General features: G+C 69.5%; 24 protein-coding genes. 10 read left to right on the forward strand and 14 right to left on the reverse strand.

The annotated features are described in order from the left end of the window. Window positions 1–40: 40 nt before the first annotated feature. The 3 genes from N0B31_RS06735 to N0B31_RS06745 all read right to left on the reverse strand — a co-directional run bounded on the left by N0B31_RS06735 (window position 41) and on the right by N0B31_RS06745 (window position 2,681). The gene (locus N0B31_RS06735; RefSeq protein ID WP_260595098.1) at window positions 41–823 is read right to left on the reverse strand and encodes an SDR family NAD(P)-dependent oxidoreductase; all 783 of its coding nucleotides are present in this window, start codon (window positions 821–823) and stop codon (window positions 41–43) included. 91 nt (window positions 824–914) lie between these two features. Further along, a complete protein-coding gene (locus N0B31_RS06740) occupies window positions 915–1,613 on the reverse strand; it encodes an HAD family hydrolase (protein WP_260595099.1) in 699 nt (232 codons plus the stop codon). A gap of 75 nt (window positions 1,614–1,688) precedes the next feature. Further along, on the reverse strand, window positions 1,689–2,681 hold the full coding sequence (locus N0B31_RS06745; protein WP_260595100.1) for an MBL fold metallo-hydrolase: 993 nt from the start codon (window positions 2,679–2,681) through the stop codon (window positions 1,689–1,691). A 184-nt stretch (window positions 2,682–2,865) separates the two neighbouring features. On the opposite strand from N0B31_RS06745, the gene N0B31_RS06750 reads away from it, so the two are divergent. From N0B31_RS06750 to N0B31_RS06765, 4 genes are all read left to right on the forward strand, one after another. Further along, window positions 2,866–3,651, forward strand: a complete 786-nt coding sequence (locus tag N0B31_RS06750) for an SDR family NAD(P)-dependent oxidoreductase (protein ID WP_260595101.1) — start codon at window positions 2,866–2,868, stop codon at window positions 3,649–3,651. 3 nt (window positions 3,652–3,654) lie between these two features. After that, a complete protein-coding gene (locus N0B31_RS06755) occupies window positions 3,655–4,668 on the forward strand; it encodes a TIGR04024 family LLM class F420-dependent oxidoreductase (RefSeq protein WP_260595102.1) in 1,014 nt (337 codons plus the stop codon). 84 nt (window positions 4,669–4,752) lie between these two features. Further along, a complete protein-coding gene (locus N0B31_RS06760) occupies window positions 4,753–5,496 on the forward strand; it encodes a response regulator (RefSeq protein WP_260595103.1) in 744 nt (247 codons plus the stop codon). A 58-nt stretch (window positions 5,497–5,554) separates the two neighbouring features. Beyond that, the gene (locus tag N0B31_RS06765) at window positions 5,555–7,246 is read left to right on the forward strand and encodes a thiamine pyrophosphate-binding protein (protein ID WP_260595104.1); all 1,692 of its coding nucleotides are present in this window, start codon (window positions 5,555–5,557) and stop codon (window positions 7,244–7,246) included. A gap of 139 nt (window positions 7,247–7,385) precedes the next feature. On the opposite strand, the gene N0B31_RS06770 is transcribed toward N0B31_RS06765, so the two are convergent. From N0B31_RS06770 to N0B31_RS06780, 3 genes are all read right to left on the reverse strand, one after another. Further along, on the reverse strand, window positions 7,386–7,661 hold the full coding sequence (locus tag N0B31_RS06770) for a DUF7521 family protein (RefSeq protein ID WP_260595105.1): 276 nt from the start codon (window positions 7,659–7,661) through the stop codon (window positions 7,386–7,388). After that, on the reverse strand, window positions 7,661–8,032 hold the full coding sequence (locus N0B31_RS06775) for a winged helix-turn-helix domain-containing protein (protein ID WP_260595106.1): 372 nt from the start codon (window positions 8,030–8,032) through the stop codon (window positions 7,661–7,663). The genes N0B31_RS06770 and N0B31_RS06775 overlap by 1 nt, the downstream gene beginning before the upstream one ends. Window positions 8,033–8,105: 73 nt before the next feature. Continuing rightward, window positions 8,106–9,533 (reverse strand): FAD-binding oxidoreductase, encoded by a 1,428-nt coding sequence (locus N0B31_RS06780; RefSeq protein WP_260595107.1) that lies wholly within the window; start codon window positions 9,531–9,533, stop codon window positions 8,106–8,108. A 248-nt stretch (window positions 9,534–9,781) separates the two neighbouring features. On the opposite strand from N0B31_RS06780, the gene N0B31_RS06785 reads away from it, so the two are divergent. Beyond that, window positions 9,782–10,690 carry a plastocyanin/azurin family copper-binding protein gene (locus tag N0B31_RS06785; RefSeq protein WP_260595108.1) on the forward strand — a complete coding sequence of 303 codons (909 nt, stop codon included), beginning with the start codon at window positions 9,782–9,784 and terminating at the stop codon, window positions 10,688–10,690. Window positions 10,691–10,721: 31 nt separating this feature from the next. Here the strand turns inward: N0B31_RS06785 and N0B31_RS06790 are convergent, their stop codons facing one another. Further along, the gene (locus N0B31_RS06790) at window positions 10,722–11,102 is read right to left on the reverse strand and encodes a DUF7522 family protein (RefSeq protein ID WP_260595109.1); all 381 of its coding nucleotides are present in this window, start codon (window positions 11,100–11,102) and stop codon (window positions 10,722–10,724) included. Window positions 11,103–11,239: 137 nt separating this feature from the next. Between N0B31_RS06790 and N0B31_RS06795 the strand changes: the two genes are divergently transcribed. Continuing rightward, window positions 11,240–12,211: a quinone oxidoreductase family protein gene (locus N0B31_RS06795; RefSeq protein ID WP_260595110.1), complete on the forward strand. Its 972-nt coding sequence runs from the start codon at window positions 11,240–11,242 to the stop codon at window positions 12,209–12,211. A gap of 9 nt (window positions 12,212–12,220) precedes the next feature. Here the strand turns inward: N0B31_RS06795 and N0B31_RS06800 are convergent, their stop codons facing one another. The 7 genes from N0B31_RS06800 to N0B31_RS06830 all read right to left on the reverse strand — a co-directional run bounded on the left by N0B31_RS06800 (window position 12,221) and on the right by N0B31_RS06830 (window position 19,203). After that, a complete protein-coding gene (locus tag N0B31_RS06800; RefSeq protein WP_260595111.1) occupies window positions 12,221–13,165 on the reverse strand; it encodes an MBL fold metallo-hydrolase in 945 nt (314 codons plus the stop codon). A gap of 17 nt (window positions 13,166–13,182) precedes the next feature. Beyond that, complete coding sequence (locus N0B31_RS06805) at window positions 13,183–14,463, reverse strand: MFS transporter (RefSeq protein WP_260595112.1); 1,281 nt, start codon at window positions 14,461–14,463, stop codon at window positions 13,183–13,185. Between the two features lie 64 nt (window positions 14,464–14,527). Beyond that, entirely contained in the window at window positions 14,528–15,214 is a 687-nt protein-coding gene (locus N0B31_RS06810) for a 6-hydroxymethylpterin diphosphokinase MptE-like protein (RefSeq protein WP_260595113.1), read from the reverse strand. 148 nt (window positions 15,215–15,362) lie between these two features. Next, window positions 15,363–16,505: a dihydropteroate synthase gene (locus tag N0B31_RS06815; protein ID WP_260595114.1), complete on the reverse strand. Its 1,143-nt coding sequence runs from the start codon at window positions 16,503–16,505 to the stop codon at window positions 15,363–15,365. A gap of 66 nt (window positions 16,506–16,571) precedes the next feature. Continuing rightward, window positions 16,572–17,873, reverse strand: a complete 1,302-nt coding sequence (locus tag N0B31_RS06820) for an MFS transporter (protein WP_260595115.1) — start codon at window positions 17,871–17,873, stop codon at window positions 16,572–16,574. A 110-nt stretch (window positions 17,874–17,983) separates the two neighbouring features. Next, window positions 17,984–18,388 carry an OsmC family protein gene (locus tag N0B31_RS06825; protein WP_260595116.1) on the reverse strand — a complete coding sequence of 135 codons (405 nt, stop codon included), beginning with the start codon at window positions 18,386–18,388 and terminating at the stop codon, window positions 17,984–17,986. Between the two features lie 77 nt (window positions 18,389–18,465). After that, a complete protein-coding gene (locus N0B31_RS06830) occupies window positions 18,466–19,203 on the reverse strand; it encodes a metal-dependent hydrolase (protein ID WP_260595117.1) in 738 nt (245 codons plus the stop codon). Window positions 19,204–19,334: 131 nt separating this feature from the next. Here N0B31_RS06830 and N0B31_RS06835 point away from each other — a divergent pair, with 131 nt between their 5' ends. The 4 genes from N0B31_RS06835 to N0B31_RS06850 all read left to right on the forward strand — a co-directional run bounded on the left by N0B31_RS06835 (window position 19,335) and on the right by N0B31_RS06850 (window position 22,076). Beyond that, window positions 19,335–19,610 carry an ArsR/SmtB family transcription factor gene (locus N0B31_RS06835; RefSeq protein WP_260595118.1) on the forward strand — a complete coding sequence of 92 codons (276 nt, stop codon included), beginning with the start codon at window positions 19,335–19,337 and terminating at the stop codon, window positions 19,608–19,610. 67 nt (window positions 19,611–19,677) lie between these two features. Further along, the gene (locus tag N0B31_RS06840) at window positions 19,678–19,992 is read left to right on the forward strand and encodes a DUF8036 family membrane protein (protein ID WP_260595119.1); all 315 of its coding nucleotides are present in this window, start codon (window positions 19,678–19,680) and stop codon (window positions 19,990–19,992) included. 157 nt (window positions 19,993–20,149) lie between these two features. After that, window positions 20,150–20,845 (forward strand): DUF7282 domain-containing protein, encoded by a 696-nt coding sequence (locus N0B31_RS06845; protein WP_260595120.1) that lies wholly within the window; start codon window positions 20,150–20,152, stop codon window positions 20,843–20,845. 247 nt (window positions 20,846–21,092) lie between these two features. Continuing rightward, window positions 21,093–22,076, forward strand: coding sequence for a transcription initiation factor IIB (locus tag N0B31_RS06850; protein WP_260595121.1), 984 nt, complete (start codon window positions 21,093–21,095; stop codon window positions 22,074–22,076). Window positions 22,077–22,110: the final 34 nt, after the last annotated feature.

The following is a 22,110-nucleotide window of genomic DNA, read 5'->3' on the forward strand; positions in this document are numbered from 1 at the left end:
CGGCCCCTCGTCGTTTATCCCTCCCGGTTCGTCCGTCGATTCAGAAACTGAACAGGTCGATGCCGCCGGTGACGCCGACGACCTGTCCCGTGATGTAGGAGGCCTGCTCCGAGCAGAGGAACGCGATGAGGTTCGAGACGTCCGCCTCCGTGCCGAGCTTCCGCATCGGCGTCGCCTTGGCGATACGGGCGAAGTGCTCGTCCATCTGTTCGAGCTGGTCGATGGGCATGTCCGCGAGTGCCCCGACGACGATGCTCGGTGCGATGACGTTCGAGGTGATGCCGCTCTGGGCGCCTTCCAGCGCGAGGGTCTTGCCGAAGCCGATGAGCGCGGCCTTCGTCGCCGAGTAGGAGGCCTGTCCGAAGCCACCCTGCCAGCCGGCCATCGAGGACATGTTGACGATGCGGCCCCACTCGCGCTCTTTCATCCGCGGGAACACCTCCTTCGTGATGTTGTAGGTGCCCGTGAGGTTGATGTCCATGTCCCGGTCCCAGATCTCGTCGTCGAAGTTCTCGAGGCGGTCGCGCGCGTCGACCATCCCGGCGTTGTTGACGAGGATGTCGATGCCACCCGTCTCCTCCTCGAGGGCGGCGACCGTGTCGCTCACCTGCTCGCGGTCCGTGAGGTCACACTCGACGGCGTGGGCGGTGCCGGCGTAGTCGCCGTCGTTTATTTCGTCGGCCACGTTCTCGGCGGCCTCGTGATTGACGTCGAGGACGACGACCTCCGTGCCCTCCTGTGCCAGTACGCGGCAGTCCTCGCTCCCGATTCGGCCGGCGCCACCGGTGACGATGGCGGTCTTGTCTGCGAGTCCGAAGTCCATTACGGGCGACCAATCTGCAGCCTCTGCGATAAGAGTTCGGCCACAGATGCGAGGCGGGACCACACCGCACGGCGCTGCGGTCGGGTGGTGCCTACCGCTCGACGCCGACGATTTCGAGCAACGCCAGCAGGTCGTCTATCTCGTGCGCGGCCGCCGGTCCCCTGGCACCGTCGCCGTAGGCCACCGGCGTCAGGCCCGCCTCGGCGGCCCCCTCGACGTCGTGGCGGTACCGGTCCCCGATCATCAGCGTGCGGTCCGGGTCGACGCCGTTCGCGCGGGCCTTCCCGATGGCGTCCTCGAACATCCGCTGGTCGGGCTTGGTGTAGCCGACGTCCTCGCTCGTCGTGACGGCGTCGAACGCGTCCGCGACCCCGAAGGTGGAGAGCATCGAGTCGGCCTCGCGGGTGTCGATGTCCGAGACGATGCCGAGGTGGACGCCGGCCTCGTCGAGCGCCCGGATGGTCTCGACGGCGTTCGGCTCCGGTCGCATCGACGCCTCGCTCGTCCGGCGGAAGGTGCGCATCCACGCCTCCTCGTCCGGAGGGTCCTCGAAGAGGGCGTCCGTCGCCTTCCGGTAGCCCTCGAGGGCCGTGACGTACTCGGTGCCGTCGCGCGACCTGAAGTGGTCGCCGAGCGCCGACTTCCACGTCTCCAGCGCCGCCTCCGGGTCGAGGTCGTACGCCGCGGCCAGTTCCCCGACGAACGCGGCGTACCCCTCCCGGATGGACTTCAGTTCGACGATGACGCCGCCGATGTCCCAGCAGACGGCGTCGTACTCGTACTCGGTCACAGGTGGAGTGTCGTGGGGCGGGCCAAGAGGGTATCGGCTGCAGCGCCGGACGGGACGACGCGACAGGCGGGCCGCTCAGGCCGGGTCGTAGTAGCGCACGCCGTCCTCGACGGTGACGGTGGCGCGGCCCACCCGTTCGAGGTGGGCGAGCGCGCTGAACGCCTCGGGCAGGATGTAGCGCACCGGCCGCTCCCCGGCGATGGAGACGGCGACACCGGGGACGGTACGGACGCCGTCGGCGAGCGCGTCGGCGACCCCCTCCAGTCGACGGTCCAGGCTCCCGCGGTCACGCTCGAGGACCCGCTGGAACTCGTCGTGGACGGCGCCGTGGCCGGGGTAGACGCGGTCGACATCGAGGTCGGCGAGTCGGTCGAGGGCGTCGTAGAAGGCCTCGAACGCCTCGAACACCCCGTCGTCGAGGCCGTCGTGGATGGCGACGCCGCGGAACGGCTCCATCGCCATGTCGCCGGCGAGGAGCGCGTTCTCGCCGCCGAGTTCGAGTTCGTAGCAGAGGAGGTCGGCCTGGTGACCGGGCGCGTGGACCGCGCGCAGGTCGTGCTCGCCGAGGGTGAACCGCTCGCCGTCGGTGACCCAGTGGTCCACCCGGTCGGCGGGCAGGAGGTGGCTGTCGCGGCGGAGCGACTTGGTGGCCATCTCGACCGCGTCCGCCAGCTGGTCGCCGGTGAGCCCGGCGCTCCGGGCGTTCTCGCGGACTCGATCGCCGAGCGTGTCGACGTCCCGGCCGAACCGCTCCTCGACGCCGGCAGGCGCGTGCACGGTGGGGTCTGCGGCCTCGAGGACGGTGGGGACCTGACCGACGTGGTCGACGTGCGGGTGCGTGACGAGGAGGTGTTCGACGTCGGCCGGTTCGAGCCCCACGGCGGCCAGTCCGTCGCGGAGGGTGCCCTCCCGGTCGTGGTCGCTCTCGTCGTCGGTGGGCATCCCCGCGTCGACGAGCACGGGTTCCGACCCGCCGAGGACGTAGCAGGCGACGTGGCCCGGCGGCCAGTCGACCTCGAACTCGATGCGGTGGGCGCCTGCGACGCTCTGCGTCCGACTCTCACTCATCCGTTGGAAGGAGCCACGCCCCGGGTATAACGCTTGGTTTTCGCGCAGAGACCGGTCCCCCGACCCGGTTTTGGCATGAAGGGGGCGGTCCAAGACGGACGTACCTTTATTTACAGTAGGTGTCTATCGCCGGGGCGTAGTTAACGATGGAAACGACAGCCACACACACGCACGGTGAGCGGGCATGGTAGACGTGAGCGACACCTTCTCGGTCGAGGGCAAGTCGGTCGTCATCACGGGGTCCTCGCAGGGTATCGGCCGGGTGACCGCCGAACAGTTCGCCCAGCAGGGCGCGAACGTCGTGGTCTCCTCGCGATCGCAGGAGAAGATCGACGAGGTCGTCGCCGGCATCGAGGAGGCCGACGCGCCGGGGCGGGCCATCGCCGTCGAGTGCGACGTGCGGGAACGCGAGAGCGTCGAGAACCTCGTCGACACGACCGTCGAGGAGTTCGGCCGCATCGACTCGATGGTGAACAACGCGGGCGCGTCGTTCATGGCGGGCTTCGACGACATCTCGGAGAACGGCTGGAAGACCATCGTCGACATCAACCTCCACGGCACCTTCCACGGCGCGCAGGTCGCGGGCCAGCAGATGCAGGAGCAGGGCGACGGCGGGACCATCGTCAACTTCGCGAGCGTCGCGGGGACGATGGGTTCGCGCTACATGAGCCACTACGGGGCGGCGAAGGCGGCCGTGGTGAACCTCACGGCGTCGCTGTCGGCGGAGTACGCGAACCAAGACATCCGCGTGAACTGCATCGCGCCCGGGCTGGTCGGGACGCCCGGCGTCGCCTCGCAGATGGGCATCGACCCCTCCGACGTGGACCGCAGGGACGTGGCGAAGGAGATGGGGCTGCCCGAGGAGATCGCCGACATGGTCCAGTTCCTCGCGAGCGAGGCCTCGTCGTACATCGTCGGAGAGACCATCACGGCACAGGGAGTCCCGCCACTCGAGGACTCCGACCTCTGACCCATGACCGACCGTGACGTCTTCCTGCCGGTCGCCGCACAGCCGAGCGTGGACGCGCTCGTCGAACAGGCCCAGCGAGCCGAAGAACTCGGGTACGACCGGGCGTGGCTCCCCGAGTCCTGGGGCCGGAACGCCGCCGTCACCCTGACGGCCGTCGCCGAGAACACCGAGGAGATCGGCATCGGCACGTCCATCATGCCGGTCTACTCGCGTTCGCCCGCCCTCGTCGGGATGACGGCCGCCTCGCTGCAGGAGGTGAGCGACGGCCGGTTCCGCCTCGGCGTCGGTCCCTCCGGACCCATCGTCATCGAGAACTGGCACGGGATGGAGTTCGGGAACCCACTCAAGCGGACCCGCGAGACCATCGACATCGTGAAGCAGGTGCTCACCGGCGAGGAGGTGACCTACGACGGCGAGTACTTCGAACTGGACGGGTTCCGTCTGCGGCAGGAGGCCCCCGACCCCGCACCGCGCATCGACGCGGCCGCGATGGGGCCGAAGGCCGTCGAACTCGCCGGACGGTTCGCCGACGGGTGGCACGCGCTGATGCTCACGCGCGACGGGCTGGACGAGCGCTTCGATGACCTGCACCGCGGGGCCGAGATGGCCGGCAAGGACCCCGAGGACGTGCGGACGACGCTCTCACTCACCTGCTGTGCGCTCGAGGACGGCACGGAGGCGCGCGAACTCGTCCGACAGCACGTGGCGTTCTACATCGGCGGGATGGGCACCTACTACCGCGACAACCTCGCACGACAGGGCCACGAGGAGGTGGCACACACCGTCTACGACGAGTGGAACGGTGGTGACCGCGAGGAGGCGCTGGCGGCCATCGACGACGACCTGCTCGACTCCATCGCGGTCGGAGGGACGCCCGACGAGGCCCGGGACCTGCTCGCCGAGTTCGCCGACCTCGACCACGTCGACAGCCTCTCCATCTCGTTCCCGCGGGGAGCGAGCGTGGCGCAGATACTGGAGACGATGGAGGCGCTCGCGCCGTCGGCGACCGCCGAGTGAGGACGGCGATACTCTCGATTTCGAGACCTTGAGGGACTCTCGCGGCCACTCAGGCTTTATACCGTACCACGCCTCTGCTGTCGTATGACGAAGTTCGGCCCCATCAGGGTGCTGGTGGTCGACGACGACCCGGACGTCGCCGGCGTCATCGCCGAGTACCTCACTCGCGAGTCCGACCGGTTCGAGGTGGAGACGGTCACCGACCCCGCAGCGGCGGTGACGACGGCCCGAGATGCCCGGCCGGACTGCGTGGTGAGCGACTACGACATGCCGGGGATGGACGGGCTGGAACTGATGGAGCAACTCCGTAACTGGGCTCCCGAACTCCCGTTCATCCTGTTCACCGGCAAGGACACGGAGACGGTGGGGCCGCTCGCGCTGGAGCGTGGCGTGAGCCGCTACCTGGAGAAGGGCCGAGGCGGGACGGCCCACTTCGCCCTGCTGGCGAGCGACATCACCAGTACGGTGGAGACGGTGGAGACGTCGACTCGGCTCCGGCGGCAGGTCGAGGCGACGGACTCGGCGCCGGAGGGCATCTGTATCGTCGACGGCGACGGCGAGATCGAGTACGTGAACGACCAGTTCCTCGAGATGCACGGTTACGACCGGGAGACGCTCGTGGGCCGGTCCTGGGAGATCCTCCACCCCGACGAGGAGGTGGCGCGGGTCTACCGTGAGGTGCTCCCGACGCTGGCCGCGGCCGGGCACTGGATCGGGGAGGCCACCGGCAAGACCAGCGCCGGCGAGACGTTCGAACAGACCGAGTCCATCCACGACCTGCCGAGCGGTGGGTTCGTCATCTTCGCCACTCACGGCCAGATGGCGTAGGGCCCGGGATGTCGAGCGACGGGGGGAAGTATAAGCCGTAGCCGTCGGTGCATCGGCTATGAGCGAGCAGGAGTACACCGGCGCGGAGTTGTTCGTCGACGCACTCGAGGAGTACGGCGTCACCCACGTCTTCGGGAACCCCGGCACGACCGAACTCCCGGTGATGGACGCGCTCTCCCGGAGCGACCTGGAGTACGTCCTCGGGTTGCAGGAGGACATCGCGGTCGGGGCGGCGGCGGGCTACGCCCAGACCCGCCGCTACCACGCGAACCACGACGAGAGCGTCCAGCCGGTCGGCGTGGTGAACCTCCACGTCACCCCCGGCCTCGCCCACGGCGTCGGGAACATCTACGGCGCGATGATGTCCGGCGCGCCGCTGGTCGTCACCGCCGGCAACCACGAACTCGACTTCCGCCACGAGGAGCCCATCCTGACCGGCGACCTCGAGGCGATGGTCGACCAGTTCTGCAAGTACTCGGCGGAGGTCACGAGTGTCGACGCGCTCCCGATGATACTCCGGCGTGCGTTCCGGACCGCGCTCACGCCCCCGACCGGGCCAGTGTTCCTCGCCCTCCCTGTGGACGTGATGCTGGAGGCGACGGGTGCGGACCCCGAACCGCTCGGCCCCATCCCGGACGCCGGCGCCGGCGACCCGGACCAGATAGACGCCGCCGCGGACTACCTCGTCGAAGCGGACCAGCCGGTTCTCGTCCTCGGCGACCAGGTGGCCCGTGCCGACGCCGTCGACGCCGCCGTCGAACTCGCGGAGGCGACGGGGGCCCGGGTGCACGGTGAGATACTCTCCTCGGAGGTGAACTTCCCCACCGACCACGAGCAGTGGATCTCCTTCATCGGGGTCAGCGAGGGTATCGCGTCGATGCTGATGAACACGGACACGCTGGCGTTCGTCGGCACGTCCACGAACACCACTCTGCTCCGCCACGAGAACCCCATCGTCCCCGAGGACGCCACGCAGGTCCACGTCTCGAACGACGCGTGGGAGGTGGCCAAGAACACCCCCGCAGACGCCGCCGTCGTCGGTGACCCCGGCCGGGTGATGTCGGCCATCGCCGAACGGGTCCGCGAGCGGCTCGACGAGGAGGAACGTGAGTCGCGCCTCCAGTACGTCGAGACGATGAAGGGGTCGCTCCAGTCGACGATGCAACAGATGGGCGAGGACGAGAAACCCGAGGGCGAGACCCGCGCCTCGAAGGCCGAACTGGTCGACGCGATGACCGAGGTGGCCCCGGAGGCGGTAATCGTCGACGAGGGCGTCACGGCGAAGTTCGCGCTCCAGACCCGGTTCCCGCTCGCGCCCGAACACTGGGTTGCGAACAAGGGTGGCGGCCTCGGCTACGGCCTCCCCGCGGCCGTCGGCGCGGCCATCGCCGAGGCCGAGACCGACGCACCGCGAACGGTCGTCGGCTACGTCGGCGACGGGTCGTACCTCTACTACCCCAACTCGATGTACACCGCCGCGCGCCACGACCTCGACATGGTCGTCGTCGTCCCGGACAACCGCAACTACCGCATCCTGAAGAACAACACCGTCGACCTGATGGGCGGCACCCACGAGGACTACGAGTTCGTCGGGATGGACTTCGAGCCGGCGGTGAACATCCCGAAGAACGCCGAGAGCCACGGCGCGCGCGGTCGGCTCGTGGAGACGCCTGACGAGATCGTCCCCGCACTGGAAGAGGCACTGGCGGAGGACGGCCCGGAGGTGCTGGACGTGTTGATACACGACTAAACTATTGCCGTCGGGTTCGCGCCTCCGGCGCGAACCACTCCAGTAAGACGTTAGATCCACAAGCGCCTCGCTCGGCGGGTGGGAGAGGGGGCCGCGACCGCACCAGACGGCCGCGCGCCGCCGGGTTCTCGTGCGGGGCTCAGTCCCGCGCGTACAGCGAGTAGGCGATGACCCCGAACCCGGTGGCCGTCAGCGCCGACTCGACGACGAGTGCCGTCTGGGTGTCGAAGGCCGAGACGAGGTCGACCACGCCCGCGAGCAGACTCCCGAGGGTGACGATGGCGAACCCGAGCGCGAGCAATCCGAGCGGTCGCGCGTGGGTCCGTCGGTACGCACGGAACGCGAAGAACGTCACCAGCCCACCGAACAGGAGTGTCGTCGTCTTCAGCGCTGTGACGACGAGCGGGTGGACCATCAGGTCTCCTCCCGGACCTGACTCCACAGGTCCGCCAGTCGCTCACTCGGCTCCTCCTGTGCCCGTTCGACCTCGGCGCGGAACCGCTCGAACCCGCCGTGGGCGATGCGGATGGCGTCGAAGTCCGTCCGGTACGTGGTGGTGTGTTTGCCGTCGGTACGGAGCATGGTCTGTTCGTCGACCAGACCGGCCTCGGAGAGGCGGTCGAGTTTGCGGTAGACGGTTGAGTTGGGGATGCCGGTCAGGTCCGCGAGTTCCTGTGCCGAGCGGTGCTGGTCCGCCGCGAGGAGCAACTGCCGCGACCCCTCGTCGTCGAGCACCGAGAGCACCAGGTCGACGTCTGCGGTCCCGTCGGAGGCGCTAGATGACATAGTGCGGAGCGATTTCGGGCGGCAGTTCGGCAGGCCGACGTAAAAACAGGCCGGTCGAACGGGGCCGGGACGCTCAGTCGTCGTCCGGTGTCAGGCGGACCCGGCCACCCTCCTCGATGGTCTCCGGGAACACCTTCCCGGGGTTGAGGATGTCCTTGGGGTCAAACGCCCGCTTGACCCGTCGCATCATCTCGACGCCGGCCGCGCCGTGTTCGAGTTCGAGGTACTGGCGCTTGCCCATCCCGATGCCGTGTTCGCCCGTCGCGGTGCCGCCGAGTTCGATGGCTCGCTTCACGACGGCGTCGTACACCTCCTCGCCGGCCGCGAGCATCGCCTCGTCGTCCGGGTCGACCATCACGGAGTAGTGGACGTTGCCGTCGCCGGCGTGCCCGAACGTCGGGACGAGGATGTCGTGTTCGGCACCGAGCTCCTTCGCGTAGCGGATTATCTCCGGGTACTTCGAGATGGGGACGGTGATGTCGCCGGGGTGGAGCGGCTTCAGGTCCGGGTCGTAGCTCTGGAGCGCGAACGCCAGTTCCGAGCGCGCCCGCCAGAGCTCCCCCATCGACTCCTCGTCGGCCATCTCGAACCGCTCGACGTCGTGGCTCTCGAAGATGGACTCGCAGAATGCGATCTCCTCCTCGATGCCGTGGTTCGCGTGGAACTCGAGGAAGATCATCGGGGCGTCCGGGAGGCCGGTGTCGAGGTAGGCGTTCGCCATCTCCGCGGCCACGTCGTCGACGAGTTCGATCTTCGCGACGTCCACCCCGGAGCGGACCGCGTCGAACACCGCGTTCGTGGCGTCGACAAGCGTCGAGAAGACGGCTCGCCCCCCGCGGATCTGCTCGGGCAGGCCCTCCAGCCGGAGCGTGGCCCGCGTGACGACGCCGAGGGTCCCCTCGCTCCCCACGAGGAGGTCCTTGAGGTTGTAGCCCGCGCTGGTCTTGACGGCCTTCGACCCGCAGGTCAGCACCTCGCCCTCGGCGGTGACGACCTCGAGTTCGAGCACCCAGTCGGCCACCTCGCCGTACTTCACCGTCTTCTGCCCGGAGGCGTCGTTGACGATCATCCCGCCGATGGTCGAGAGGTTCGCGGAGGAGGGCATCGGCGGGAAGAACATCCCGTGGGAGGCGACCGTCTCGTCTATCACGTTACCCATCACGCCCGGTTCGACGTCGATCTGGAAGTCGTCCGGCCGAACCTCGAGCACGTCGTTCATCCGCGTGAGGTCCATCGAGATCCCCGCGAACTTCGGGACGGCGTTACCCTCGAGCGAGGTGCCGGCGGCGTAGGGCGTGACGGGAACCTCGCGTTCGTTGGCGGCCGCGAGGACCGTCGCCACGTCGTCGGTCGATTCGGGCCAGACGACGGCGTCGGGCGTGACGCCGGTGCCGGCCTCCTGTGCACCCCAGTCGGCCGCGTGGCTCTCCCGGTCCGCGTCCCCGAACGACACCTGCGCCGCGGCGAGCAGGTCCTCGAGGAACGAACAGTCGTACGACATGGGTGTAGGGCAAGGCCCGCTCGGCATAAACCTATCCGCGTCGCTAGACGGCTCCGGGACGGCCCGGTCGACGGTTCGCCGCCGAGACGGTCCTCGTGAGTGCTGGCCCGTCCGGTAGGGGCCGTCTACGTCCGCCACGTCAGGTTCCTCTCGCCCCGTCGAATCCGGCATCGGGAGTGTCGACCAGCCGAGATAAACCACCGTATATGACAAATAACCAAACATTTGCACCCCCATCATCCCGTGGGATGCGAGGGAACGACTCGGGCGAACGGTTCCGTTCGCCACGACGCGACGTACTGCGCGCGGTGGGTGCCGGCGGGGCGCTGGCGGCGGTCGGTGGCGTCCGACTGGCGCAGGAGGACGACGAGACCGGCGACGGCACGGACGAGGGGACGGAGACCGATGGCACCCCGGACCCGGAGCGTGCCGGGACCGTCCACGACGTGCTCATGCTGGTGGGGCCGTCGACGAACGAGGCGCGACCCGCGGACTTCTACTACGAGCCGACGGGCCTCCAGGTCCAGCCCGGGGACGTGGTGCGGCTGGTGGCGGCGACACCGGACCACAACCTCACGTCGTACCACCCAGCGTTCGGGATGCAGCGGCGGATGCCGGTCGGCGTGGGACCCGTGGCGACGCCCATCCTCGGCTGGCGCCCCGACAGCATCGCCGGAGACGCCGTGGAGCCACCGGGTGGCCCGGAGGGCGAGCCGACACCCACGGCCACGGGCACGTCCACGCCGGACGGCACGGCGACCCCCGGCGCAGACGGCGATGGCGCTGGGGGACCGTCCGAGCCGGTCCCCGACACGTACCTCGTCGAGTTCGTCGAGCCGGGCGTCTACGACTTCCTGTGCTCGCCACACGAGACGTTCGGGATGGCGATGCGCGTGGTCGTCGGCGACGTCACCGAGGCACCGTTCGAGACGAGCGACCCGACGGCACTCCCGGAACCGAGGGCCGGTCCCGTGGGGCTGGCTCGCGGCGTCCTGACGGATCCGGAACTCGAACCCGCCGCTATCGTGGCGGCGGGGCGCGTGTCGTTCGCCGACCTCGCGGTGAACAGCGGGGGAGACGGGGAGAACGGTGGGACGGAGGCCCCGTCGCCGGGCGCGGAGACGGAAACCGAGACGGGAACGGAGAGCGGGGGCTGACACGGGCCGTCCCCGCACCCACACCGTGTTGTCAGGCGTACTCCCGAAGGACGCCCTTTATCGCCGCCGCGAGTTCCTCGAACCGGGTCCGAGCGAGCGAGTCCGTCGTGACGAACACGCCGTGGTTGCCCACGATGACCCGCGTCAGGTAGCCGTGGTCGAACACCCGGATGGTGAAACGGTAGTCGCCCAGCTCGCTCGCCCCGTAGTCCCACTGCGACCGGAACCCGAGCCGTTCGGTCTCGGCGAACCCGGTCAGGTCCGCTTCGGGGTCGAGGTCGGACCGGAGATACAGCTGGTCCACCGTCTCTTCCGTGAAGTGTGTCAAGCTCCGGAGTTCGTCACCGACCACCGTCCGGGCCGTCCGGACCAGTTCCTCTCGTACCTCTTCTCGGAGTGCAGTCGTCGCCATGGTACCACATGGCACCTTTCGCGTATGAACCGTGCCAGTCGTTCTCACCCGGTGGGACCCTCACGAACCCGTGAGTGACCGAGGGCGACCCGCCTGTAAGCGTGGGTTTTTCAGTCCCGCACGAGACGTGCCGCCGTATGAAAGCCGTACGCGTCACGGAGTTCAGCGACAGCACGGACGCCATGGAGGTCGTGGACGTCGAGAAGCCCGAACCCGGACCGGGCGAGGTCCGCATCGAGGTGGAGGCGGCGGGCATCAACTTCGCCGACATCATGCAGCGCCGTGGGCACTACACCGGCGGGCCGGAGCCGCCGTACGTCGCCGGCCTCGAGGTCGCGGGCGTCGTCGACGCCGTCGGCGAGGGCGTCGGTCGCTCCGAGGGCCAGCGCGTCGTCTCGATGGTCGGCATCGGCGGCTACGCCGAGTACGCGATCGGCGACGCGACGACGCTGCTCGACGTGCCGGAGGGGATGAGCTTCGAGGAGGCCGCCGGCTTCCCCGTCCAGTTCCTCACCGCGCACAACTGTCTCCACGAGTGGGGCGGCCTCGAGGAGGGCGAGGACGTCCTGATCCACGCCGCCGCCGGCGGGGTCGGCACCGCCGCCGTCCAGATCGCCAGCGAGGCCGGCGCCCGCGTGTTCGGCACCGCCAGCTCTCAGGAGAAGCTCGACAAGGCCGTCGAGCTGGGTTGTGACGTCCCCATCAACTACGTGGAGGAGGACTTCGTCGAGCGGGTGAACGCGGAGACCGACTACGGCCTCGACCTCGTCCTCGACGGCATCGGGGGGGACACCACCGAGCGCTCGCTGGACGCCCTGAAGGAGTTCGGCCGGATGGTCTCCTTCGGTGCGGCCGCGGGTCGGCCGGGCCGCCCGCCGACGGACAAGCTACTGTTCGGGAACAAGTCCGTCATCGGCTACCACCTCGGGAAGGCCGCTCAACGAAAGCCGATGAAGGTGATGAGCGCGGCGCAGGAGCTCTCGGAGATGCTCGCCGAGGGGACCCTCGAGGTGCAGGTCGGCCACACGTTCGACCTCGGGGCGGCCGCCGAGGCCCACGAGTTCATCGAGGACCGGCAGTCGAAGGGGAAGGTCGTCCTCGTCCCGTAACCCGGCCGCCTACTCGGCCGGTTCGTAGTACCGCACCCCGTCCTCGACCCGGAACACCGCCCGCCCGCGGTCGGTCAGGTGGCCCAGTGCCCCCACGGTCTCGAACAGCGTGTAGTCGAACCGCGCCTCGGTTCGGGTCTCCTCGACGTCCAGACACGTCGCCGGTGCCAACTCCGCGAGCGTATCGCTCACCTCGTTCACGAGGTCGTCGAGGTCCGCGACGGACTGCGCCACCACGCCCTCGAAGTCGTCGAAGACGGGGCCGTGTCCCGGATAGACGGTCTCGAACTCGCGGCCACGGAGTCGGCGGTAGCCCTCGTAGAACTCCGAGATGGCGTCGAAGACGCCGTCGTCGAGGCCGACGTTGAGCGCCGCGGCGCGGAACGGTTCGATGACCTGGTCGCCGGCGAACAACCACTTCTCGGCGGCGAAACAGGCGTGGTCGCGCTGGTGGCCGGGCGTGTGGACCACCTCGAACTCCCACTCACCCGCCTCGAACACCTGGCCGGGTTCGAGCGCGACGTCGACGCAGGCCGGCGGGAAGCACTCGCGGTTGCGCTCCACCGAGTCGACGGCCTGCTCGACGTACTTCGAGACGTCGTCGTCGCTCAGGCCCGCCGCACGTGCGTTGCGCTCGACCCGTTCGGAGAGCCGCGCGGTGTCCATGCGGAGCCGTTCCTGCACGGAGCGCGGCGTGTAGACCGTCGGGTCGGCCGTCTCGACGATGCGCTCGACGAGGCCGTCGTGGTCGGTGTGCGGGTGCGTGACGAGCAGGTGGTCGAGGTCCTCGACCGCGAGGTCGGCCTCGGCGAGGCCGTCGGTCAGTTCACCCCAGCCGTGGTCACCGGGCGCGCCGGCGTCGACGAGGACCGTCTCCTCGCCGGCCAGCAGGTACGCGGCGACGTGCCAGGGGGGCCAGTCCGTCTCGAACTCGATGCGGTGTATCTCGGTCATGGTTCGTGGTGCGGTGGCTATCGCAGGAGGGTCGCGTTGACGAGCAGGAGACAGGCGACGGCGACGGCGGCACAGGCGAGGTAGGTGGTCTCGTAGCCGACGGCGGTGACCGCGGGGAACGCCACGAGCGGTCCGACGGAGAGCCCCACGTCACCGAACACGTTGTAGACCCCGCCGAACTTCCCCTCGGTCCCGGCGGGCGAGCGGTCGCCGAGCGCCGCCAGGAGCACCGGGCCGGCCCCGCCGACGCCAGCGCCGACCAGCAGGACACCGCCGAACATCCCGACGAGGCTGGGGACGGAGGCGAGGGTGGCGAAGCCGGCGCCGAGGACGCCGAACGCGGGGAGCGTGGCGAGTTCGCGCCGGTCCAGTCGGTCGGAGACGCGGCCGGCGACGACGGTCGCCGCCGAGGACGCGAGGACACCGGCACCCATCACGAGGCCGGTGACGCCCGCCGCCCCCAGGGCGTCGAACTCGAGGCCGAGGACGGCCGCGTACTTCACCGCCGTCGTCAGGAGGACGCCCCCGAACAGGAGGCGGATGGCGCCGTTCGCGACGCCGATGGGGAGGACGCCCGGGACGGACCGGACGAGCGCGGGCAGCCGTCGGAGCGGCGTCCGGCCGGTGCCGGAGGGTGTCACGTCGGGGAGGACGAACAGACCGACGACGCCGGCGGACATCGCGAGCGTCCCGGCCGTGAGGAAGGCCGTCTGGATGTCGAAGAGGTCCGCGAGGACCCCACCCATCACGAGTCCCGTCGGGAACCCGAGCGACTGCCCGGCACGCATGTAGCCCGTCCACCGACCCCGGTCCTCGCGCTCCGTGACGTGCGTGATGACGGCGAACGCCCCGACGAAGACGAACGCACTCCCGATACCCCAGAACGCCCGTGCGAGGACGAACACCAGCCCGGGTGCGGAGACGCTCCCGACGACGGGGTAGGCCCCGAGGCCGATGGGGGGCGTCTGGAGCCCGACGACGTACCCGAAGGGGGCGAGTCCCTGCACGAACAGTCCCGCGATCATCGGCTTGCGGGCGCCGACGCTGTCGATGACGCCCCCGGCGGGCGTGTTCATCAGGAGGCGTGCGATGCGGTTCGCGGCGAGGATGACGCCGAGCATCACTGCCGAGATACCGAGCACGCGGTCCAGCAGCGGGAGGGTCGGGAACGCGACACCGGTGGCGACGCCACCGAGGAAGACGCCCGCCGTCACCGCGATGGCGACGGTCCGGACGTCGTAGCCGGCGTCGCCGCTGGCCGTCCCGTCCTCCGTCGTGCCCTCGCCGTGGCCTCCCATCCGTGCCGGAGCGTCGGCGCCTCCCGTTTTTACCGTGTCGGAGCACGGCGAACCTCGCCGCGACCTACCCGTCGAGCCACGGCAGGACGATGCCGTCGCGTCGGCCGTCGAGGACCGCGAACCGTTCGCCGCGCCGGTGTTCGAGCCACCGGAGCAGGCGCTCGGCCCACGCGAGCTTCCGGGCCTTCGCCGGGTCGACGGTCAGGTCGTCGAAGTCCCAGCCGGGGAAGACGAGGCGCTCGGCGCCGAACTGGTCGGCGAGGAACGCACCCCGGTCGCCGTCGGTGAAACCGCCGAAGTTCTCGACCGGACCACGAGGTTCGGCCTGCGTCGTCCCCAACGTGTGTGCGAGGTCGAACGTCGGGACGACCGCCCGAACGGCCTCGCGGTTGTCGCCGTGAGCGTGGGCCGCCACGGGGACCCCCTCGTCGGTGAGTCGGCGGGCAGTCTCGGGGTTCTTGTCGAGGTCGGTCACCATCACGTCCACCGAGAGGCCGGCGTCGAGACAGGCGTCGGCGGCGACGCTGGCGGCCACGACGCTGTCGGCTTCGCGGACGGCGTCGAGTTCGTCGTCGAGCGTCGGCGCCCCGCCGGCGACGGCCACCGTCTCACCGGTGAAGTCGAGCCGCGAGTGGTCGAACGGGCGGACGATGGCCGCGAGTTCGTCGCGGGCCGCCTCGTCGCCGCCGGCGTCGTACCCGAAGTCGTCGAGGATGGCGTCGTAGGCCGGGCGCCAGGTGGAGAAGCGCATCGCTAGAGGGCTTGAAACGGGCCGGAAGGCCACCAAGTACCCCTACCCGGTGTGTCCTTCCGGCTTCCAGCCGACGGTTGTCCCGGATTCGGTATAAGTTTTCCCGTCACGAAGGCCGTAACCGTCCGACGAACGGCAGACGCGGAGGTCACAGCGCCGACCGGACGGCGAGGAGTGCGTCGCGGAGGCTGGCCGAGCCGTGGTCACGGGTCACCTCGTCGGCGGCCGCCTCGAGCGCCGCGGGCGTGCCGTAGAGCAGGCCCCCGCTCCCGTCCGCCGCGGGGGCGAACCCGGCGGCCGGGCCGAGGACCGGGCCGAGCACCTCGTCGTCGCCGGCTTCGAGCCCCGTCAACTCGAACGTACGGACGACGGCCCGGTCGGCGTGGGCGCCGTCGGCACCGAGTCGGTCGAGGTGACGCCCCACCTCGCGCGGCGTCGTCACGTCGAGTTCCTCGACACCGGCCTCGCCGTCCGCGAACCGGCCGGGCGTGAACGCGTCGCCGACGATAGCGGCGTCACGCGTCTCGGCCACGTCGTGGGTCCGGACGACGTGGGCGCCGCGCTCGATGGCCATCGCCGTCGCCGCCAGGGAGACGGGCAGCGCCCCCTCGGTGTCGCGGCCGGCGAGGTCACGGAGGAAGTTCTTGCGGTTGATGGAGACGAGGATGGGCCGACCGTAGCCCCGGAACTCCCGGAGGCGGCGGAACGTCTCGCGGTCGTCCTCCAACGTCTTCGCCTCGGACCAGCCACCGAACGCGGGGTCCACGATGGTCTTGTCCGTGAGACCGTTCAGCGCGAGGGCGTCGTAGATATCGTCGGGCTTCTCGACGGCGCCGGGCCGTTCGAGGTCCGGCGGCGAGGCCATCTTCGCGACCGCCACGTCTCGCTCCTCGCACACCCGCGGCATCTCCGGGTCCGCGAACCCGCAGATGTCGTTGACCATGTCGAAGCCGTTGTCGAGGGCGGCCTCGGCGACCTCGTGGTAGCGGGTCTCGATGGAGAAGACGGCGTCTCCCGAGACGGACTCGATGGTGTCGATGGCTGTCTGGAGGCGGTCGAGCTCTCCCTCGGCCGAGAGCACCTCGAACTTCTTGTTCGCCGACTCCAGCCCCACGTCGACGATGTCGGCCCCCTCGCCGACGAGCCGCTCGTCGACGTACTCGGCGGCCTCGCCGTGGTCGTCGAAGACGCTCGGCTTGTACGGTGACTCCTTCGAGACGTTGAGGACGCCCATGATGCGGGTGGGGTAGTCGTCCCCGATTCCCAGACCGGCGGCGTCGACGTTGCGCATACCTAGAGGACGGCCATGAGCCGGAAGAACGTGCGGGTCCCGGCAGGGGGAACAGGTCGCGCCGGCTCAGTCGGCTCGGCCGTCCGTCCCCGCGGTCCCGGCCGGCGACGGCACCGGCGTGTCGTCGTCGAGACGGAGCCGGTAGGTGCACGGGAGCACGACGACGAGCGGCAGGGCGACGAGCAGGGCCGACTCGAACAGGCCGGTCGACTCGAGGACGGTCGCACCCACGATCGGCCCCACCGTCCCTCCGAGCATCCCGAGCGAGAGCAGGACGCCGGACATCGTCCCCGCGCGGGCCGGACCGATGTCCCGGAGGTGGCCCGGCAGGAGGTAGATCATCGCCAGCATCCCGCCGCCGAAGTAGCCGGCGACGACCATCCCCGCGAGGAAGGTCGGGAGCGACCCGGCCAGTCCGGTGAGGACGATGCCGCTCGCCAGCCCCGTCGCGGAGAGGTAGAACACGCCAGACTGCCCGATCCGGCCGGCGAGCAGGGGGAGCGAGAGCGCGCCGAACGTGGCCACGAACAGCGGCGTCCCGAGGAACACCTCGCTCACGGCGAACGGCTGGGCATCGGCGTACTCGGGCAGCACGCCGAGCGAGCCGAGGATGGCCCAGAACGCGACGGCGGTGAGCGCCACCGCCGGCAGGGTCGAACGGGCACCGAACACCCCCTTCAGCGCGTCGCGGGCCGACTCGCCCTCGTGGAGCAGGGTGGCCATCTCGTCGTGGGCGTACTCGGGCGTCTCGTGGCGCGACGGCGACCGCACGAGCAGGAGCCACGCGACGCCCAGCCCGGCGGTCAGCACGCCGTAGGCGAGGAACACCCGCTCCCACGAGCCGAGCGCGACGAGGAGCGCCCCGGCAGAGAGCGACCCCGCCAGCCCCGACCCGACGGTGTTGCCCGCGATGGTCACGCCCTGCGCGAGGCCGAGCTCCTCGGCGGCGAACCACTCCGTGACGATCTTGACGAGGTTCGGGTTGACCAGCGACATCCCGACCCCCGCGAGGACGCTCGTGGCGAGGAGGCCGACGAGGTCGGGGAAGAGGCCGCGCGCCGCCGTGGCGACGCCCGTCAGGACCGCACCGACCCCGACGACGTAGCGGAGCGCGAAGCGGTCGCCGAGCAGGCCGCCCGGGAGCTGGAACAGCAGGAGCGTGAAGTTGATGGCCGCGAACACGAGGACGACCGTGCTGGCCGTGGTCCCCACGTCGTTGGCTAGGACGGCCTTCAGGGGCGGGATGGCCTGCCAGACGAGGCCGATAGCCGTCCCGTGGACGAGGAACACCATCGCCAGCACCAGCCACCGGTAGCCGTCCGGCGTCGTCCCGCCGGGCCCTGCCGTCCGGGCGGCTGGCTGCGCCATACTGCGTGAGGTTGACACACGGACCTAAGCGTTCTGCCGGGAGCTACCGGGGAACGAGACGGGAGGAGGTGTCAGCCGGGGGTCGGTCGGTACGTCCGGGCGAGTGCCGCTCAGAACGCGTCCGGGACGACGTCGATGTCGGCGTGGGTGCCCTCGTGGACGGCGGCGTGGACGTGGCAGATCTCCTCGCCGAGTTCGATCAGTGCCTCGACCTGTTCGTCGTCGAGTTCGTCCTCGACGTGGACGGTGAACGCGACGGAGCCGTCGACGATGTCGTCGTCCTCGTCGAGGTCCGCGCTGGCCTCGGTCTCGATGCGGCCGAGGTCGAGGTCGTGTTCGCGGGCGGCGCCGGCGCGGAACGCGAAGGTGTAACAGGAGGCGTAGTCAGCCAGCAGTACCTCGGTCGGCATCGGTCCCTCGGCACCGGTGGCGTCGATGCTGAGTTCGAAGTCGCCGACGCGGCTGGAGGCGTAGTACTTCTCCTCGTTGACCGTGTGAGATTCGATGTCTGCCATTGCAGGCGTACCGTCTCGCGCCACGATAAAAAAGGTAGCAGGGTCGGTGACGGACGTCGGTCCGCGACGGTCGCCGGTCAGTACGCGTCGCCGTCGAGCGTGTACGACTCGTCGCCCTCGAGGACGACGACCTCGGCGTCGCTCCCGGTGGCCTTCGTCTCCCTGACGAAGTCGTCCGTGTCCACCTCGATGGGTGGGAACGTGTCGTAGTGCATCGGGAACGCGACGTCCACGTCCAGCCAGTCGACGGCGATGGCGGCCTGCACCGGACCCATCGTGAAGTGGTCGCCGATGGGCAGCGCGGCGGCGTCGGGCTCGAGGTACGGCCCGATGACCTCGCGCATCTCGACCATCAGGCTGGTGTCACCGGCGTGGTAGAACGTCGTGGCGTCGGGGTCGGACTCCTGCGTGGGCTTCTTGTCCGAGACGACGAACCCACCCGGCGGGCCGCCGGAGAACTCGTAGCCCGTCATGATGCCGTTGGTGTGGTCGGCCCGGACCATCGTGACGAAGGCGTCGCCACACTCGACGGTGCCGCCGTAGTTCATCCCGCCGGCCGGGATGGTGTTCTCGAACCCCATGTTCTCGGTGACGTACCCGGAGAGCTCGGGGGTGGTGACGAGCGTCGCGTCCGAGAACTCGCCGGCGTGAGCGATGTGGTCCTCGTGGCCGTGGGTCAGGAGGACGTAGTCCACCGGCCCCACGTCCGAGGGCTCCACGCTCGTGTGGGGGTTGCCGAAGAACGGGTCGATGAGCAGCGTCGTGTCGCCGACTTCCACGTGCCAGGTGGAGTGGCCGTGCCAGGTCAGTTCCATGAGCGTTCGGCGCTTCGACACGACGGAACTTAGCCGTTGTCGCACAGGAAGTCAGGTGTGACAGTTCCGGAGCCGACGGTGTCGTACCCGTCCGACGTGCTTACGTATCGGGGGTGAGACGGCAGGCGTAGATGGAGGCGGCCCTCTGGTACGTGTTGACGGGGACGCGCGGAGGGAAGAACCGTGCGCGCATCCTCCGGGCGCTCGACGAGCGACCGCGAAACGCGAACCAGCTGGCCGAGGACCTCGACCTCGACTACAAGACCATCCGCCACCACTTGGACGTCCTCGCCGAGAACGACGTCGTCCGTGATTCCGGGGACGACTACGGCGCCGTCTACCTCCCGACCCAGCGGGTCAGACAGCACTGGGACACCGTCGAGCAGATACTCGAGAACGCGCTCTGAGGCGACGGACGAGTATGGGGGAATTTGGGAAAGCGTATATGACCGATACGACTCAACTCCGTAACGAATGAGTTCGGTCCTCGTCGACGCCGTGCGGGTCCTGACGCTACTCAACGCCGCCGTCCTCCTCGGGCTGGCGTACGTCTGGGGACGCAACTGGCTCGACCTGCGCTCGAAACACTCGCTGGGGCTCCTCCTGTTCGCCGTCCTCCTCCTCGGCGAGAACCTACTCGGGGCGTACCTGTTCGTGCTCGACCCGACCATCTCTGCGTGGGTCGCCGACCCCGACCTCGTCCCGCCACCCGCACAGGTCGCGATGGCCGCCTTCCGGGCGCTCGAGTTCGGCGCCCTCGCGTTCCTCACCTGGATAACCTGGGACTGACCACCGCCCCGCTCGACTCGTCCCTCTCGCTCCCCTGTCGCACTCGCCGACCAGCCGAGGCTCACCTCTCGTTACGGGCCGGTGTCGGGATGAAGTTGGGTGGGAGCGGGGCGGCAGTTCGGAGAATCGGTTTGTGCCGAGTCTCGAACCGAGCCGTGTGCACAGGACACTGACCGTCGCACTCTTCGCACTCCTCTTGGCGTTCGCGCCGATGGCGGACGTGGCAGGTGCCACGACCCCGACGCCGGCCGAGACGGCCGTCGACTCCGTAGCCGTCGCCGACGCGGCGACGACGGAGACCGCCTCGCTCGCCCACCCGGCGAACGTCACCATCACGAACCAGTCCCCCGGCGGGACCACCGTCGTCGACGAGGTGTACGTAGCAGACGGCGGCTTCGTCATCGTCCGCGACGCGACGCTCGAGGAGGGCGGCGAGGACGTCCTCGCCAGCGTGCGTGGCTCGACCCCGTACCTGACCGCGGGCGTCCACGAGAACGTCACCGTGACGCTCCCCCAACCCATCGACGACGACTCCACGCTCGTCGCGATGCCCCACCGGGACACCGACGGCGACCGCGTCTACGACTTCGTCGCCTCGAACGGGCAGGCCGACGGCCCCTACGTGAACGCCCCCGCCGACTCGACGGCGGGTTCCATCGTGGTCGCCGCCGCCGAGGTCACCGTCGAACTGGGCGACACGGAGGTGGACAGTCCGACGGCCACCGAGACGATGGCCGACGAAGACCCGGACCCGTCGACGCCCGACGGCTCCAGCGGTGACGGTGCCGGCTTCGGCCTCGTGGCCGCGCTGCTCGCCGTCGTCGCGCTGGCGCTGCTGGCCCGACGGTACTGAGTCGACAGCACCACAGCGGTTAAGTAGCCCCATCCGAGATTCATCTCGATGACCCACCTCTTGGCGTGGTGAGCAGTGTCACACTAGAACGGCGTCGAGACGCCCCTCACGGTTGTTCACGGTCGTTCGGGAGAGGCACCCCCCGGCGAAACGTTTAAATACTTTACGCACTTACAACTGGTAAGGAGCTCTCCCCGGATTCTTTCGGTCAACGCGACCTCGCAGGGACGGCTCTCTCACACCCACCATGAGCGACACCACGATACGAACGTACACCGAGGAAGGGGTATCGGAGACCGAGACGGAGCGGCCCACCGTCGACGAGTCCGAACAGGAGCACCTCTGTCCGGAGTGTGGCGGCCGACTGGCCAGCGACACCGAGCACGGCGAGACGGTCTGCACCGAGTGTGGACTGGTCGTCGAGGAGGACGAGATCGACCGCGGCCCCGAGTGGCGGGCGTTCAACCCCGGCGAGAAGGACCAGAAGTCCCGCGTCGGCGCCCCGACCACGAACATGATGCACGACAAGGGGCTGTCGACGAACATCGGCTGGCAGGACAAGGACGCCTACGGCAACTCCCTGAACTCCCGCCAGCGCCAGAAGATGCAGCGGCTCCGCACCTGGAACGAGCGGTTCCGCACCCGCGACTCCAAGGAGCGCAACCTCAAGCAGGCGCTCGGCGAAATCGACCGGATGTCGAGCGCGCTGGGGCTCCCGGAGAACGTCCGCGAGACCGCGTCGGTCATCTACCGGCGTGCGCTCGCCGACGACCTCCTGCCGGGGCGCTCCATCGAGGGAGTCGCCACGGCAGCGGTGTACGCCGCCGCCCGGCAGGCCGGCGTCCCCCGCTCGCTCGACGAGGTGGAGATGGTCTCCCGCGTCGACAAGATGGAGCTCACGCGCACGTACCGGTACGTCATCCGGGAGCTCGGGCTGGAGGTCAAGCCCGCGGACCCGGAGAGCTACATCCCTCGGTTCGCCAGCGACCTCGAACTCACCGAGGAGGCAGAGCGCCGCGCCCGCGACCTCGTCCGGTCGGCCCGCGAGGCGGGCATCCTCTCGGGCAAGTCGCCGGTCGGCATCGCCGCCGCCGCCATCTACGCGGCCGCCCTGCTCACCAACCAGAAGGTGACCCAGAGCCAGGTCAGCGACGTGGCCAACATCAGCGAGGTCACCATCCGCAACCGGTACAAGGAGCTGCTCGAGGCGGCTGACGTCCCGACGGCGTAGGCCCGCCACGGGTGTGAGTGTGCCAACCTTTTTC

The organism is Salinirubellus salinus, from assembly GCF_025231485.1.
Taxonomy (GTDB): Archaea; Halobacteriota; Halobacteria; order Halobacteriales; family Haloarculaceae; genus Salinirubellus; species Salinirubellus salinus.

Coding starts and splice junctions, on each gene's coding strand:
- N0B31_RS06735 (WP_260595098.1), bottom strand. CDS start 823: ATGGACTTCGGACTCGCAGACAAGACCGCCATCGTCACCGGTGGCGCC.
- N0B31_RS06745 (WP_260595100.1), bottom strand. CDS start 2,681: ATGAGTGAGAGTCGGACGCAGAGCGTCGCAGGCGCCCACCGCATCGAG.
- N0B31_RS06750 (WP_260595101.1), top strand. CDS start 2,866: ATGGTAGACGTGAGCGACACCTTCTCGGTCGAGGGCAAGTCGGTCGTC.
- N0B31_RS06755 (WP_260595102.1), top strand. CDS start 3,655: ATGACCGACCGTGACGTCTTCCTGCCGGTCGCCGCACAGCCGAGCGTG.
- N0B31_RS06760 (WP_260595103.1), top strand. CDS start 4,753: ATGACGAAGTTCGGCCCCATCAGGGTGCTGGTGGTCGACGACGACCCG.
- N0B31_RS06765 (WP_260595104.1), top strand. CDS start 5,555: ATGAGCGAGCAGGAGTACACCGGCGCGGAGTTGTTCGTCGACGCACTC.
- N0B31_RS06770 (WP_260595105.1), bottom strand. CDS start 7,661: ATGGTCCACCCGCTCGTCGTCACAGCGCTGAAGACGACGACACTCCTG.
- N0B31_RS06775 (WP_260595106.1), bottom strand. CDS start 8,032: ATGTCATCTAGCGCCTCCGACGGGACCGCAGACGTCGACCTGGTGCTC.
- N0B31_RS06780 (WP_260595107.1), bottom strand. CDS start 9,533: ATGTCGTACGACTGTTCGTTCCTCGAGGACCTGCTCGCCGCGGCGCAG.
- N0B31_RS06785 (WP_260595108.1), top strand. CDS start 9,782: ATGCGAGGGAACGACTCGGGCGAACGGTTCCGTTCGCCACGACGCGAC.
- N0B31_RS06790 (WP_260595109.1), bottom strand. CDS start 11,102: ATGGCGACGACTGCACTCCGAGAAGAGGTACGAGAGGAACTGGTCCGG.
- N0B31_RS06795 (WP_260595110.1), top strand. CDS start 11,240: ATGAAAGCCGTACGCGTCACGGAGTTCAGCGACAGCACGGACGCCATG.
- N0B31_RS06800 (WP_260595111.1), bottom strand. CDS start 13,165: ATGACCGAGATACACCGCATCGAGTTCGAGACGGACTGGCCCCCCTGG.
- N0B31_RS06805 (WP_260595112.1), bottom strand. CDS start 14,463: ATGGGAGGCCACGGCGAGGGCACGACGGAGGACGGGACGGCCAGCGGC.
- N0B31_RS06810 (WP_260595113.1), bottom strand. CDS start 15,214: ATGCGCTTCTCCACCTGGCGCCCGGCCTACGACGCCATCCTCGACGAC.
- N0B31_RS06815 (WP_260595114.1), bottom strand. CDS start 16,505: ATGCGCAACGTCGACGCCGCCGGTCTGGGAATCGGGGACGACTACCCC.
- N0B31_RS06820 (WP_260595115.1), bottom strand. CDS start 17,873: ATGGCGCAGCCAGCCGCCCGGACGGCAGGGCCCGGCGGGACGACGCCG.
- N0B31_RS06825 (WP_260595116.1), bottom strand. CDS start 18,388: ATGGCAGACATCGAATCTCACACGGTCAACGAGGAGAAGTACTACGCC.
- N0B31_RS06830 (WP_260595117.1), bottom strand. CDS start 19,203: ATGGAACTGACCTGGCACGGCCACTCCACCTGGCACGTGGAAGTCGGC.
- N0B31_RS06835 (WP_260595118.1), top strand. CDS start 19,335: ATGGAGGCGGCCCTCTGGTACGTGTTGACGGGGACGCGCGGAGGGAAG.
- N0B31_RS06840 (WP_260595119.1), top strand. CDS start 19,678: ATGAGTTCGGTCCTCGTCGACGCCGTGCGGGTCCTGACGCTACTCAAC.
- N0B31_RS06850 (WP_260595121.1), top strand. CDS start 21,093: ATGAGCGACACCACGATACGAACGTACACCGAGGAAGGGGTATCGGAG.